This window comes from Citrobacter sp. Cpo091, assembly GCF_030332645.1.
GTDB classification, from domain to species: Bacteria; Pseudomonadota; Gammaproteobacteria; order Enterobacterales; family Enterobacteriaceae; genus Citrobacter; species Citrobacter portucalensis.
In genome coordinates this window covers 983,006-997,075 of record NZ_JAOWHL010000028.1, presented here as the reverse complement: position 1 = coordinate 997,075, position 14,070 = coordinate 983,006, and the positions used below count along the sequence as shown (strand labels likewise).

Annotated in this window: 11 protein-coding genes and 3 tRNA genes; 5 read left to right on the top strand and 9 right to left on the bottom strand. The window is 53.3% G+C overall.

What is annotated here, in order from left to right:
* Positions 1–30 precede the first annotated feature (30 nt).
* The 5 genes from fecA to OGY04_RS08270 form a co-directional block, all read right to left on the bottom strand.
* Complete coding sequence (gene fecA / locus OGY04_RS08295; protein WP_286585099.1) at positions 31–2,355, bottom strand: TonB-dependent Fe(3+) dicitrate receptor FecA; 2,325 nt, start codon at positions 2,353–2,355, stop codon at positions 31–33.
* Positions 2,356–2,441: 86 nt separating this feature from the next.
* Positions 2,442–3,395, bottom strand: coding sequence for a ferric citrate uptake sigma factor regulator FecR (gene fecR, locus OGY04_RS08290; protein WP_153753331.1), 954 nt, complete (start codon positions 3,393–3,395; stop codon positions 2,442–2,444).
* Complete coding sequence (fecI, locus tag OGY04_RS08285) at positions 3,392–3,913, bottom strand: ferric citrate uptake sigma factor FecI (protein WP_008784388.1); 522 nt, start codon at positions 3,911–3,913, stop codon at positions 3,392–3,394. The genes fecR and fecI overlap by 4 nt, the downstream gene beginning before the upstream one ends.
* Before the next feature lie 289 nt (positions 3,914–4,202).
* Positions 4,203–5,186 carry an alpha/beta hydrolase gene (locus OGY04_RS08280; protein WP_137378174.1) on the bottom strand — a complete coding sequence of 328 codons (984 nt, stop codon included), beginning with the start codon at positions 5,184–5,186 and terminating at the stop codon, positions 4,203–4,205.
* 346 nt (positions 5,187–5,532) lie between these two features.
* A tRNA-Asn gene (locus OGY04_RS08270) sits at positions 5,533–5,608 on the bottom strand.
* A 326-nt stretch (positions 5,609–5,934) separates the two neighbouring features.
* Here OGY04_RS08270 and nac point away from each other — a divergent pair.
* Both nac and cbl read left to right on the top strand, forming a co-directional pair.
* Positions 5,935–6,852 carry a nitrogen assimilation transcriptional regulator NAC gene (gene nac, locus OGY04_RS08265; RefSeq protein ID WP_181508813.1) on the top strand — a complete coding sequence of 306 codons (918 nt, stop codon included), beginning with the start codon at positions 5,935–5,937 and terminating at the stop codon, positions 6,850–6,852.
* Positions 6,853–6,953: 101 nt separating this feature from the next.
* Complete coding sequence (cbl, locus tag OGY04_RS08260; protein WP_032942990.1) at positions 6,954–7,904, top strand: HTH-type transcriptional regulator Cbl; 951 nt, start codon at positions 6,954–6,956, stop codon at positions 7,902–7,904.
* Positions 7,905–8,522: 618 nt separating this feature from the next.
* On the opposite strand, the gene OGY04_RS08255 is transcribed toward cbl, so the two are convergent.
* From OGY04_RS08255 to OGY04_RS23130, 3 genes are all read right to left on the bottom strand, one after another.
* Positions 8,523–8,598, bottom strand: a tRNA-Asn gene (locus OGY04_RS08255).
* A 99-nt stretch (positions 8,599–8,697) separates the two neighbouring features.
* Entirely contained in the window at positions 8,698–10,185 is a 1,488-nt protein-coding gene (locus OGY04_RS08250) for an EmmdR/YeeO family multidrug/toxin efflux MATE transporter (RefSeq protein WP_003846749.1), read from the bottom strand.
* A gap of 46 nt (positions 10,186–10,231) precedes the next feature.
* Positions 10,232–10,339, bottom strand: coding sequence for a DUF5951 family protein (locus OGY04_RS23130; RefSeq protein ID WP_223115835.1), 108 nt, complete (start codon positions 10,337–10,339; stop codon positions 10,232–10,234).
* A 6-nt stretch (positions 10,340–10,345) separates the two neighbouring features.
* On the opposite strand from OGY04_RS23130, the gene OGY04_RS08245 reads away from it, so the two are divergent.
* Positions 10,346–10,421, top strand: a tRNA-Asn gene (locus tag OGY04_RS08245).
* Between the two features lie 83 nt (positions 10,422–10,504).
* Here OGY04_RS08245 and paaZ read toward each other — a convergent pair.
* Positions 10,505–12,550, bottom strand: coding sequence for a phenylacetic acid degradation bifunctional protein PaaZ (gene paaZ / locus OGY04_RS08240; RefSeq protein WP_286585098.1), 2,046 nt, complete (start codon positions 12,548–12,550; stop codon positions 10,505–10,507).
* Positions 12,551–12,835: 285 nt separating this feature from the next.
* Here paaZ and paaA point away from each other — a divergent pair, with 285 nt between their 5' ends.
* On the top strand, positions 12,836–13,765 hold the full coding sequence (paaA, locus tag OGY04_RS08235) for a 1,2-phenylacetyl-CoA epoxidase subunit PaaA (protein WP_008784410.1): 930 nt from the start codon (positions 12,836–12,838) through the stop codon (positions 13,763–13,765).
* 10 nt (positions 13,766–13,775) lie between these two features.
* Positions 13,776–14,063 carry a 1,2-phenylacetyl-CoA epoxidase subunit PaaB gene (paaB, locus tag OGY04_RS08230; protein ID WP_032943000.1) on the top strand — a complete coding sequence of 96 codons (288 nt, stop codon included), beginning with the start codon at positions 13,776–13,778 and terminating at the stop codon, positions 14,061–14,063.
* Positions 14,064–14,070 lie beyond the last annotated feature (7 nt).

Here is a 14,070-nt window from a genome sequence, read left to right as displayed (position 1 = left end):
AAAACAGCATGCAGGCCGGGTAAACGGGGTTTAGAACTTCAACGAACCCTGCATATACAGCGTGCGCGGCTGGCCTGCGTAGATGCCTTTGTTGTTGTCGTCGTAAGAGCGGGTGAAATACTCTTGGTCGAAGATATTTTTCACGCCAAACGCCAGGTTCAGGTCTGCCATCTGCGGACCAAAGTCATAGGCCATGCGTGCGCCCCAGAGCATAAAGCCAGGGATGCGACCGGTACTGCCGTCAGCGCTCTCTTTAACGGTGTTGGTGTTGTCCGCAAACTGGCTGGACTGGAAATCGCTGTTCAGGTTGAAGATCCAGTTGCCCGGCTTATAGTCCACGCCCAACGTGCCTTTGTGTTTCGGCGAGAACGGCACCTGATTGCCATAGGTATCGCCTTTCTCGCGAATCTCAGCGTTCACATACGCATAGCTTGCGTAGACTGAAACGTTGTCGAGCGTTGGCGTCAATGTGCCGAGATCATAGCGAGTCTGAGTTTCCAGTCCGGTATGGCGCGTTTTACCGCGTGCAGTAACGGTGTCGTTGGTTTGGTTGGAATCGTACTGATTATTAAAGTTAATCAGGAACAGCCCCATTTCCGCCGTCAGCGCGCCATCGTCGTATCGGGTTCCGAGCTCCCAGGTTCGCGCTTTTTCCGGTTCCACATTGCCGCTTTGCACAGCCTTGCCAATTTGGCTGTACTGTACGGTGCCGAATGAGCCTTCAGTGTTTGCATAAAGATTCCAGCTATCAGTCAGGTGATAAAGCACATTTAGCGCCGGAAGTGGGGCGTTGTAGCTTACTTCCTCATGTGTGCCTTTGATGGCGTTGTTCTGGTATGACTCGATATGTTCAAAGCGCATACCCGGTGTGATAGTCCAGTTGCCAATGTCGATTTTGTCATCCAGATACCAGGCGTGCGCTTCGGTGCCCGAACGAGTGTCGCGATCGTAAGGGCTGGCGCTGGACGGCAGTTGTCCGCTGCTGGTGGCAGTGTAGTAACGCATTTCATGCGTCGACTCGCTCACATAACGGTATCCCACGCCCACTTCGTGCGCGGAAGGCCCCACCATAAAGCTCTGACTGTAGCGTGGTTCAATGCCGCGTACCCAGTAGTTACGCGGTGAAAGGGTGAGGCGTTTTCCCTGTTCCAGGTAGCCGCTGCGCAGGGTTTCAGTGTAGAAGCCCTGAATATTGAATTTATGCTGGCTGTCCGGCTGGAACTGATAGCCGAGGCTTGCCAGCTTGCGGCGCCCCCAGAAGCGATCGTAAGGGCGCGTGGATTGCCAGCGGTCGGCGTCGTAATCCGCGCGAGACAGGCCGCCGGGCATGTCAGCTTCACCGTCGTAGTATTGCAACAGACTGTTGAAGGTATGCACTTCGTTTGGCGCATATTTGCTTTTCAGCATCAGGTCGTCGATGCGGGTCGCGCTGTGTTCGCGCCAGTCGCTTCCACGTGTACCGGAGTAAAGCAGGGCGGTACCAAAACCGTTATCCGCCGTGCCGCCCACCATCAGGTTGTGCGTTTCTTTTGGGTTATTTTGTGAAGATGTTGGGCTGAGCTGGCCTTCCACGCCGGCTTCCATGCCGAAGTCTTGCGGAATAGCGCGGGTAACAAAGTTCACCACCCCGCCCACGCTCTGTGGCCCGTAACGCACCGCGCCACCGCCGCGAACCACGTCGATGGCGTCCATATTTCCGAGTGAGACGGGCGCCAGTGAAAGCTGCGGCTGGCCGTAAGGGGCAAACGGCACGGGAATACCGTCCATCAGCACCGTTGAACGGCTGGCCAGGCGCGGGTTCAGGCCGCGAATACCAAAGTTCATTGCCAGATCGTGGCTACCGGTGCCGTTGTTTTCTGGGGCGGTAACGCCAGGAATGCGGTTCAGTACCTCGCGCATGGATGTTGCGCCGGTTTTGGCGAAATCCTCACGGCGGATAACGTCACGTGCGCCAGCATGTTCGAAAACGTCGTTTTCGCGCGCATCCCCCAGCCAGTCGCCCACCACGGTCAGGGCATCTTCTTGCGGTGTTGGTGCGGGCTCCAGCGTCCAGCTGTTATTACCCAGCGGTTTCACCTGCAGGCCACTACCGTTCAGCAGGTGTTGCAGGCCGGTTTCGACGTCGTAGTCACCGTGAAGACCGTTACTCTGTTTGCCGCGCGTCAGGCTGGCGTCAACCGACAGGGTAATTCCGCTGAGCGCGGCATACTGATTAAGGGCTTTGTCGAGCGAACCCGGTGCAATATCAACCTGCGCTGCGAAGGCGGATAACGACAGCCCGGCCAACGGCAGCAGGCTCAGGCGAACGGCGTTAACCAAAGGTGTTGTTTTGCGAAAAACGCGTAAAGGCGTCATACCTTCTCCATCATCATTTTTGTTGTGTTCATCTATGAGTCGAATGAGAAGGGGAAAAAGGACAATCGAAATGAGAATTATTTTTCTTACAGTGCGGAAATATTTACCCAGTATCGCGTAACTGACTGAATTTTCACTGGAAGAGTCTTGGCAATAACATCCAGGATTGCATCAGTATTTTTCAGCGGGAAAGTGCCACTCAGGCGTAACCCGGCTACAGCCGGATCGCAGCGCAGCACGCCGTTGCGATAACGGCTCAGCGTGGCAATCACTTCACTCAAAGGTTTATCGCTGAAGCTCAGAATGCCCTGCGTCCAGGTGGCGCTTTCATCATCCGCTGAGGCTACTGCACCAAATTCAGACGCGCTAAACTGCAGGCTCTCGCCAGCGCTGACGATGCGTTTTTCCTGCGGACGATTTGCCAGTAAGACTTCAACAGCGTGTTGTTGAACGACAACGCGTGTGACGTTGTCATGCTGGTAGACGGTAAATTCTGTGCCTAATGCGGTGAGCTGGCCCTGACGGGTCACAACGCGGAAAGGTCTCTGCTGCGCGTCTTTTGCGGTAGTAATAGCAATTTCTCCGTACCAGAGATGGACAGCGCGTTGACGCGTATCAAAATGAACGTCCGCGGCGCTTTGTGTGTTGAGCGTCAGCAGCGAGCCATCTTCCAGCCGCTGATGGCTGACCGCGCCTTTGGCGGTGCGGTAATCCGCGCGCAGACCTTCACCGGCTTCAGACTGCCAGAGCTGCCAGCCGCCGCCCACGCCGAGCAGCAGCAGTAGCCCTTTCATGACATGACGACGGGTAAGGCGCGTATCGTGCAGCGCCCGGCTGGCAACATCGCCCGGTACGCGGCTGAGCTGGCTGCGCAGGTTTTCAACCTGTTGCCAGGCCCACTGATGATCTTTGTCCTCTTCGTACCATTGTTGCCAGCGCGCTTCTTGCTGTGGGCTGACACGCTCGCCGCTCAATACAGCATACCAGTGCGATGCCGAGCGCAATGCCTGGCGGCGAGAATCGGTGATAGAAGCGTTCACAGACCGTGCTCCAGACGAAACAGCAGACAATGTTCGATAGCCTTTGCCATATACTTTTTCACCGAACTGACGGAGATACCGAGCTTCAGCGCGATCTCGCTGTATGTCAGACCATCCAGTTGCGAAAGCAGAAACGCTTCTCGTGTTTTTCCGTTCAGCCCGTCAAGCATGCTGTCGATGAGTTGCAGGGTTTCGAGCTGGCTCTCGCGTTCCTCGGGGGAAGGCGCGAGCGCCTCCGGCATAAGCGCCAACATCTCCAGATAGGCTTTTTCCAGCGCGTTTCGGCGAAACAGGTCGACCATCACCCGTTTGGCTAGAGTGCACAGAAAGGAGCGCGGATCGCGGATCGTCGAGAGCGAGTCGCTGCCCATTACCCGTAGAAAAGTGTCCTGGGCAATGTCATCTGCATCAAAGGCGGACTGGAGTTTGCGCGTCAGCCAGCTTTTCAACCAGCCGTGATGTGCGCCATAAAGCGACTCGAGCGTAAAGGAAGCAGTGGTAGTGGCGTGGTCAGACATGTGGAATGTATCAAAAGTTAATTATCACGCGATTATAGTAATATGAGAATGGTTATCATTACAATTATAAATATAATTGTATTACGTTGAACTTCTTAATGCGTTGTTATTTATAAAAATGTTATGAGGTGGATATCGGATGGGGAAGGGGAGTCTGCTTCTGGCATGTGACGGTTGGAATGACATCTGACCATGTCTGCTGTGAGCATGGAGCAGACGAATGCTTTAAAGCATGCTGAACTCTTTAAAAGTAAACCGTCTTGGGAGGACACCGAGAGCAGAGCAGCTGTTACTTTTCGGGAAAAGGTGAGTTGCGGATCAGGAAATGCTCAATCGAGTCGATTAAACCGGGAGCTAAGGGGAGCGCGGGTTCAGCGTATGTCGCGATATTCGCTTTGCGATCGTCCGAAGTCACCTCTTTCATAACATGGTTCATATTGGGCAGTATAACCAGGGACGCTTGAGGATTCGCGGCCTTAAGCAGTCTTGCATCCGTTTCTTCCACCTGGAGATCGCGTTGCCCTTGTAGCACTAACACGGGTTTGGAAATACTCGAAATGAGATGACCCGGATTATATGAAAATGCATTGATCAAAAACCCCTGAACAGCAGGATTAAAGATACTTTGCAGTGCTGGGTGAATATTCGTAATATCGACTCGCCGCCGATGCTCCAGAGCATCAATTATCGGCAGCGCCTGCTTTAATAGAATTTCATTTTCCGGATTAGCGTTAAGTTGCCCCCTCAACACCTCGCCCATCGGCCTCCCAGGCGTTGCGATAAGAACCACACCGCACACATTCTCTTCTTGAGCCGAGGCAAGTGCGACTACACCCCCTTCGCTGTGTCCTAAAACCCAAACACAGGGAGTGTGCATGTGACGTCTAAGCACGTCTACCCAGGATCGAATGTCGTCAACATAGTCAGCAATCGTCACCGCATTGGCATCGTCTACGGCCATTGCGCTAGCGAACATTCCACGTTTGTCGATACGAAGCGTCGCAAAACCTTTGGCAGCCAGGCCTTCAGCAAGAAGTCGGTAAGGCGATGCATTCACACCAAGCGGGTTGTTTCCATCCCGATCGGTTGGCCCGGAGCCAGGAACGATAAGAACAACGGCTGTTGGTTTTGAATTCGGGGTGAGTAACGTGCCTTTCAAAGGGCCTTTTGGCCCTGCGGCATCCAGGGCAGTTTCGGAAAAGGTCACCGGTACTGCCGCCAGACTCACAAATGGGCAAGCGCCCAAAAGGGCAATTGAGGCGGCAATATTCATTGGAGATGTTCCTGTAAAATTCAGCGTACCCGTCAATTTATATTATAAATATGGCCTGCTCTACATTGATTAATATATCAGCGGTGATAGAAAACGCCGCTTCTGGGCACAGAGCGGACGTACTGGGTGAGTTTAAAGTCTACTGTGAGCGAAGAGTGGACATCTCAACTCATTGTTGTTCCGGTCTATTGATATGGAAGCCTGGAACGGCAAGCGTCTGGAACAAATACCTGCGGCTATTATGAATGAAGTGTTGGCCAGACTAAGTTGAGGTTTTGATATGCGCAATGAGCAATGGCATAAAAGCAAAAAGCCTGCTTAGTTTCCTAAGCAGGCTTCTTAAATATGGCTCCTCTGACTGGACTCGAACCAGTGACATACGGATTAACAGTCCGCCGTTCTACCGACTGAACTACAGAGGAATCGTTTGAACGAGGCGCATATTAGCGAGGGTGGTGAGGCTTGTCAAAGGGGTAAATACATTTGTGTGTTCGTTTGCTGACAAAATCAGCAAAGCGGCGATCTTTCCGTCTTTTTATGCTTTTGCCCCATTCTGGTGCGTGTCTACCTCTTCCAGGGCAGCCTGAATGAGATACTTAGGTGTGCAGAATGATCTTCCTTCGCTTTTACTCCTGACTTTACGCGGCTTTAACCGTAAAACACCGTTTTAGACGAAAGTGGCAAGCATCTTGCAATCCTGAATTTAATGACTGCCAGCACGGGTTCTGGTATTCCGACAGGAGGCAAAATGAACTTCAGACGACTGAAATATTTCGTGAAAATCGTCGATATTGGTAGCCTGACCCAGGCAGCGGAAGTGTTGCACATTGCGCAACCCGCGCTGAGCCAGCAGGTCGCTACGCTGGAAGGTGAGCTGGATCAGCAATTGCTGATTCGTACCAAGCGTGGCGTCACGCCGACGGAAGCAGGAAAAGTGCTATATACCCACGCCCGGACGATTTTACGTCAGTGCGAACAGGCGCAACTTGCGGTTAATAACGTGGGCCAGACCTTGAGTGGACAGGTCTCTATCGGCCTTGCGCCGGGGACAGCCGCGTCATCCATTACCATGCCGTTATTACAGACGCTACGTGCCGAACTGCCTGATGTGCTGGTCTATTTGCATGAAAACAGTGGGGCAGTGCTGAATGACAAGCTGCTCAGCGGGCAATTAGATATGGCAGTGCTCTATGAGCGTTCACCCGTGGCGGGCATCAGCAGTCAACCGTTGCTTAAAGAGGATCTGTACCTGGTTGGCACGCGTGAGTGTCCGGGGCAAAGCGTCGATTTAGCCGCAGTGGCGCAGATGAATTTGTTCTTGCCACGGGATTACAGCGCGGTTCGCCTGCGCGTGGATGAAGCTTTTTCGCTACGTCGCTTAACGGCTAAAGTGATTGGCGAAATTGAGTCTATCTCCACCCTAACGGCCGCCATTGCCAGTGGTATGGGTGTCACAGTGTTGCCTGAGTCGGCCGCCCGTTCATTATGCAATGCGGCTAACGGCTGGATGGCGCGCATCACAACACCGTCGATGAATCTGCCATTATCGTTGAACGTATCCGCCAGAGGGAGCTTATCGCCCCAGGCGCAGGCCGTGAAGGAGATCCTGTTGTCGCTGGTCAGCCGTCCGGCGCTGGAAAATCGCGAGCTGCAGCTGGTCAGCTAAACCTTATTCCCGCAAGGAATAAGATGCAGGTTTTTATTATTTGTTATGCCGGGCATCAGACTTTAACAATAACGTAATGTCTGATGTGCCCGGAGCGAAACGTGAATTTCCAGCAACTTAAAATAATCCGCGAGGCGGCCCGTCAGGATTACAACCTGACAGAGGTCGCGAATATACTGTACACCTCGCAGTCGGGCGTCAGCCGACACATTCGTGAACTTGAAGATGAGCTTGGTATCGAGATTTTTATCCGTCGCGGTAAACGCCTGTTGGGCATGACCGAACCGGGTAAAGCCTTGCTGGTTATTGCCGAGCGTATTCTGAATGAGGCCAGCAATGTTCGTCGACTGGCGGATCTGTTTACCAATGACACGTCCGGCGTTCTGACGATTGCCACCACGCATACCCAGGCACGCTATAGCTTGCCTGCGGTGATAAAAGATTTTCGTGAGCTGTTCCCTGAGGTGCGTCTGGAACTTATTCAGGGTACGCCACAGGAGATTGATGTCCTGCTACAAAATGGCGGGGCAGATATCGGAATTGCCAGTGAGCGGCTGAGCAGCGATCCATTGTTGGTGGCTTTTCCCTGGTTTCGTTGGCACCACAGCCTGCTTGTTCCTCATGACCATCCGTTAGTGAAAGCCTCTCCGCTCACGCTGGAGTCTATTGCTCACTGGCCGTTAATTACCTATCGTCAGGGGATTACAGGGCGTTCCCGCATCGATGAAGCATTTGCTCGCAAAGGGCTGATACCGGATATTATTCTCAGCGCCCAGGACTCAGATGTGATTAAAACTTACGTGTCGCTGGGGTTGGGGATTGGGCTGGTGGCAGAGCAATCCAGCGGCGAGCAGGAAGAGGGGACCTTAACCCGTCTGGATACCCGGCATTTGTTTGATGCAAATACCGTTTGGCTGGGGCTTAAACGCGGACAGCTGCAGCGCAACTACGTCTGGCGATTCATCGAGCTATGCAATGCAGGGCTATCCGTCGATGAAATTAAGCGCCAGGCGATGGAGCCAGATGAGGCGGTGATTGATTATCAGATTTAACTACAAAAGCCCGTGAGCGAACGGGCTTCTCTGACGTCGCTGAATGGCGGGTAGAAAGCTGCGTTACCTCAAGGTCTCCAGCCTCAGATCCTGCGTCGGCACCCGCGACAATATCGAACAAGACACCGCCCGGCCCGAATCCGCATAAATAAACTGAAATCCATTCTTCACCGAAAGAACATCTCGATTGGTAAACGTATAGAATTTATTACTCTGACTACGGCGGGCATCGGAAATATAAAAACTATTGTTTTCCCACAGCACGCTAACGTGCTGGAACAAATGAAATGTCACCTCCGCCCAGCCTCTGTCCGGGCAACGTAGCGTGACTTTCTCACCGGCTATTGTACTCAGTGGGATTACTAATAAAGCGGTTAGCGCTGCTTTCAGCAGTATCGGCATGGGCAAGTATGGGTCTCATTCTGATGTCGTTGCACGATAAGATACTTAACCCTGACGTTAACGAATTGGATCATAGAGACATTTTGCATAAGCAGACGGACATTCTCCCGTCGGCAGTATGGAAAAACCTGGTGTGGAGTGAAGCGCTCTACCTGGCGAATGGGATCGCAGAAAAGCAAAAAGCCTGCTTAGTTTCCTAAGCAGGCTTCTTAAATATGGCTCCTCTGACTGGACTCGAACCAGTGACATACGGATTAACAGTCCGCCGTTCTACCGACTGAACTACAGAGGAATCGTTTGAACGAGGCGAATATTAGCGATGCCGCTCAGCGTTGTCAAAGCCTGAATGGATAAATGCGATCGTTTGCTGAAATATTCCCCATTTCGCCGCTTATTCAGACGCAACCGGTTGTTTTATGCACTTTTCGCGTTCGGGGCGCGGGTATTTCCACAGCCAGCGGCCGGTGACCATACGCCAGTAAAATAACGCGGCGCGTACGGCCCAGTCGAAGAACATACCTAACCAAACGCCGACAACTCCCCATCCTAATACGATACCCAGGGTGTAACCCGCGACTACGCGGCAGCCCCACATGCCCAGCATCGATACCCACATAGCAAAACGTGCATCTCGCGCACCTTTAAAGCCTGCTGGTAACACCCAGGAGGCTGCCCATATCGGCATAAATGCTGCGTTGAGCCAAATCAGGATGACTATGACCTCTTTTACATCCTGATCGTGGGTATAAAATGAGGCCATCACCCCGGCGAAAGGAGCGGTTAACCAGGCAATTGCCGTCAGGCCGATCGTCGACAGCCAAAATACATGCCGTAGCTGGATTTCAGCCTGGGCAATCTGGCCATTTCCCAGACGCCTGCCGGTAATGATTGTCGACGCGGAACCTAAAGCATTCCCCGGTAAGTTGATAAGCGCGGCGATAGAAAATGCAATAAAGTTCCCGGCGATAACGCTGGTTCCCATGCCTGAAACAAACATCTGCGTCAAAAGTTTACCGCCATTGAACAGCACGGACTCGATACTTGCCGGAATGCCGATCCCCATCACCTCCCAGATAATGGCGAGATTGAGTGGCTTAAAATAGCTTTTGAAGGGAATTCGCAGCGCGGGGTTAAAACCAATCATCAGTACCCAGATGATGGCAATCGCCCCGATGTAGCGCGAAATGGTCAGTCCCAGGCCTGCTCCCACAAATCCCAGACCTTGCCAGGAAAAGATCCCGTAAATCAGGATGCTACTGATGATGATATTCAGGATGTTCATGCCGCCGTTAATCAACAACGGTATTTTTGTATTTCCGGCTCCACGTAGTGCGCCACTGCCAATCAGCGCAATGGCTGCCGCCGGGTAGCTGAGCACCGTCAGCTCCAGATAGGTGAGTGCCAAAGCTTTAACGTCTGGCGTTGCTTCACCTGCGACAACGTCAATAATCTGTTGACCAAAATAGTGAATGACAGCTGCCAGCACGGTAGCAAAAATTGTCATGATCACCAGTGATTGTCTGGCCGCGGCTCTGGCCCGTCGACGATCTCGTTTCCCGAGGCTAAATGCTACAACCACGGTGGTGCCCAGATCGATGGCGGCGAAAAATGCCATGATGACCATATTAAAGCTGTCGGCGAGTCCAACCCCGGCCATCGCTTCTTTTCCCAACCAGCTGACCAGGAAAGTACTCAGAACACCCATCAATAGCACACAGGTGTTTTCCAGAAAAATGGGGACAGCCAGCGGAGTGATTTCGCGCCAAAAGAGAACCTTATAACTCTTGCGTTTGGCATACCAGGGCGTGCGGGAAGCGACCTGGCGTAAGGCAGCGGAGACGTTCAAAGTGGACCTTAACGAAGAAAGTTGAAACCTCATTTCAAATGATGAGGGAGAATCAAAAAAGCTGCAAAGTTTTTTCTATTTAAAATGTCTGTAAATGCAACAAACTGTCGAGAGAAGCATCAATTGATTCGCATTTGAGGAAATGGAGTTTGACAAAATTTTTTTCGCCGCTAAGATAAGCCTCCACAACGATTCCTCTGTAGTTCAGTCGGTAGAACGGCGGACTGTTAATCCGTATGTCACTGGTTCGAGTCCAGTCAGAGGAGCCATATTTAAGAAGCCTGCTTAGGAAACTAAGCAGGCTTTTTGCTTTTTTGTTTCAAGCCTGATCGAGCGAAGCTACGCCGGAATCTTACGCCGGGAAATCCCCATGCTGACGCGCAACCAACGTCAGAATGGAATACAGCGCCACCGCCTGCTGGTGCTGATTAAAGATCTCCACCGACCACTCCACCACGCCGGTCGCTTTTTCTTCGGCATTGCGCTGACGTTTCACCGTTTTGCGTTTGCAGGTTAAACGCACCTGGATAGTGTCGCCCGGCTTAACCGGCTCGATAAAGCGCAGGTTTTCCATGCCATAGTTGGCAATCACCGGACCGACGCCCGCGTCAACAAACAGACCGGCTGCGGCGGAAATCAGGAAGTAACCGTGCACCACGCGCTCGCCGAAAATGGAATCGGCTGCTGCAATCTTGTCCATATGGGCGTAGAAGTGGTCACCGCTGAGGCAGGCAAAGTTAACGATATCCGCTTCGGTCAGTGTACGACGTGGCGTCAGCAGGCTGTCGCCCGGCTGGATCTCTTCGAAGTATTTACGGAACGGGTGAATACGATCTTCCTCCACCCGAGCGCCACGCACCCACTGTTGGCTTACCGCCGCGAGCATGGTTGGGCTGCCCTGAATGGCGGTGCGTTGCATGTAGTGTTTCACCGCGCGCAGCCCACCCAGCTCTTCACCGCCGCCTGCACGTCCAGGCCCACCGTGGACCAACTGTGGCAGCGGAGATCCGTGACCGGTCGATTCCATCGAGGACTCTTCGTTCAGCACCTGAATACGCCCGTGGGCGCGGGCCGCACCGAGGATAAACTCTCGCGCCAGTTCGCCGCTCGCCGTCACCAGCGTTCCTGCCAGACTGCCTTCACCGGCGCGCGCCAGCGTCATGGCATGCTCGGTATTTTGATACGGCATCAGCGTGGCGACCGGACCAAAGGCTTCAATTGCATGTACCGCGGCAATTTCATCCGGCTGCGGACAAAACAGCAGAGTTGGCGGGAAGAAAGCCCCAGCCGTGCTCAGATCTGCTTTTCCACCCAGCAGCACCTCACACCCGGCTTCAACCAGACGATTCACATTATCCTGCACGTCCTGACGCTGATCGTTATTCACCAGCGACCCCATCTTCACGCCTTCCTGCGCCGGATCGCCCACTACCACTTTTTGCAGACGGGTAATCAGCGCCTCGCTGACCGCTTTCACCTGCGCCTGTGGCACGATAATGCGGCGGATAGCGGTACATTTCTGCCCGGCTTTGGTCGTCATCTCGCGCACGACTTCACGTACAAACAATGCAAACTCAGGCTGTTCTGGGGTGACGTCATCACCCAGCACGCAGCAGTTGAGTGAATCCGCTTCCATGGTGAAAGGAACCGATTTAGCCACCAGATTGGGGTGCACGCGCAGCTGCTGTCCGGTATGAGCAGAACCGGTAAAGGTCACCACATCCTGGCTGTCGAGGTGATCGAGCAGGTCACCCGCGCCGCCGCAGATAAGGCTAATTGCGCCGTTCGGTACCAGGCCACTGTCGATAATCGCTTTCACCATTGCCTGAGTGAGCTGCGCGGTGGCGGTTGCAGGTTTGATAATGGCAGGCATCCCGGCAAGCCAGGTTGGCGCCAGCTTCTCTAACATACCCCAGCAGGGGAAGTTAAAGGCGTTGATATGCACCGCAACACCGGATTTGGAGGTCAGCACGTGGCGTGCGGCAAAACCGCCCTGTTTGGACAGCGGGATCAGTTCGTCTTCCGGCCACAGCGTATCGTCCGGCAGCTCGCGGCCACCGAGACTGGCATAAGTGAAAAGCGTGCCAATACCGCCTTCGATATCGACCCAGCTGTCACCGCGCGTTGCTCCGGTTTGCGCGGATATGGCATAGAAATCGGCTTTCAGTTCCATTAAATGCTTCGCCACCGCTTTTAGCATCGCGCTGCGCTCAATAAAACTCATTGCCTGTAACGCTTTGCCGCCGTGCTCAATAGCAAAGCGGCGCGCCTGCGCCATATCCAGTCCAACGCTTGTCACTTCCCAAAGCGCTTCACCGGTAAGGGCGTGGTGGATGGTGCGGGTGCGGCCCCGGCCTGTCTGCCAGGCACCGGATAAATAACTGGCTAACTGCTGCATCGTTAATCTCCAGATGTGTTCCGTAATATCTCTTTAAATAGTTCTTTTATGAATCACAAAATGCAAGTGGGATTTTAATAATTTGTTAACAATGAGATCGCGAACACTTTACCTTTATTGGTTATCTATCTGTTATTAATGAATAAACAAAAACCATTTGCGACAAGTATCGCAAAATCAGCAAACAAAATTTGTGGTTTTATTTAACCAAGATGTAACTTTTATAAAACAAAGTGATTCGCAAATATTGATTTGTTGAAATTATCGGAATCATAAGGTGATGACGTGACAGAAGAACAACGCTTTGACCAGCGCATCGCGCAGGAAACGGCCATCGAGCCGCAGGACTGGATGCCGGACGCATACCGTAAGACGCTGATCCGCCAGATTGGCCAGCATGCGCACTCGGAAATTGTCGGCATGTTACCGGAAGGCAACTGGATAACCCGCGCACCCACGCTGCGGCGTAAGGCCATTCTGCTCGCAAAAGTACAGGACGAGGCCGGACACGGTCTGTACCTCTACAGCGCGGCGGAAACACTGGGCTGCGCGCGTGAAGATCTGTACCAGAAGATGCTCGACGGCCAGATGAAATACTCCTCCATCTTCAACTACCCAACCCTGAGCTGGGCGGATATCGGTGTGATCGGCTGGCTGGTCGATGGCGCGGCGATTGTTAACCAGGTGGCGCTGTGTCGTACCTCCTACGGCCCGTATGCCAGGGCGATGGTCAAAATCTGCAAAGAAGAGAGCTTCCATCAGCGTCAGGGCTTCGAAGCGTGTATGGCGCTGGCTACCGGTAGCGAGGATCAGCGTCAGATGCTGCAGGACGCCATCAACCGTTTCTGGTGGCCTGCACTAATGATGTTTGGCCCGAACGACGACAACTCACCGAACAGCGCCCGCAGCATGGCGTGGAAAATCAAACTGCACTCCAACGACGAACTGCGTCAGCGCTTTGTTGATAACACGGTCCCGCAGGTAGAAATTCTCGGTATGACCGTGCCGGACGCCGACCTACAGCTTGATGAAGCGACGGGGAAATATCGATTCGGTGAGATCGACTGGCAGGAATTTAATGAGGTCATCAACGGTCGTGGTGTCTGCAACCACGAACGTCTGGGCGCAAAGCGTAAGGCCTGGGAAGAAGGGGCATGGGTGCGCGAGGCCGCACTGGCGCACGCCGAAAAGCAACAGGCCCGCGACGCGGCGTAAGGAGAGAGTCATGAGCAAAACATACTGGCCGTTATACGAAGTTTTTGTCCGCAGCAAACAGGGGTTATCACACCGTCACGTTGGCAGTCTGCATGCCGCCGATGACCAGATGGCGCTGGAAAATGCCCGCGATGCCTATACACGCCGCAGCGAAGGCTGCTCCATCTGGGTGGTGAAAGCCAGCGAAATTGTTGCGTCACAGCCGGAAGAACGCGGTGAGTTTTTTGACCCGGCGGAGAGCAAAGTCTATCGCCATCCCACGTTCTACACCGTGCCGGACGGCATGGAACATATGTGAGGCAACG

Bases quoted from the DNA above. Each gene is read 5' to 3' on its own strand.
- fecA (WP_286585099.1), bottom strand. From the start codon at position 2,355: ATGACGCCTTTACGCGTTTTTCGCAAAACAACACCTTTGGTTAACGCC.
- fecI (WP_008784388.1), bottom strand. From the start codon at position 3,913: ATGTCTGACCACGCCACTACCACTGCTTCCTTTACGCTCGAGTCGCTT.
- OGY04_RS08280 (WP_137378174.1), bottom strand. From the start codon at position 5,186: ATGAATATTGCCGCCTCAATTGCCCTTTTGGGCGCTTGCCCATTTGTG.
- nac (WP_181508813.1), top strand. From the start codon at position 5,935: ATGAACTTCAGACGACTGAAATATTTCGTGAAAATCGTCGATATTGGT.
- OGY04_RS08250 (WP_003846749.1), bottom strand. From the start codon at position 10,185: ATGAGGTTTCAACTTTCTTCGTTAAGGTCCACTTTGAACGTCTCCGCT.
- paaZ (WP_286585098.1), bottom strand. From the start codon at position 12,550: ATGCAGCAGTTAGCCAGTTATTTATCCGGTGCCTGGCAGACAGGCCGG.
- paaB (WP_032943000.1), top strand. From the start codon at position 13,776: ATGAGCAAAACATACTGGCCGTTATACGAAGTTTTTGTCCGCAGCAAA.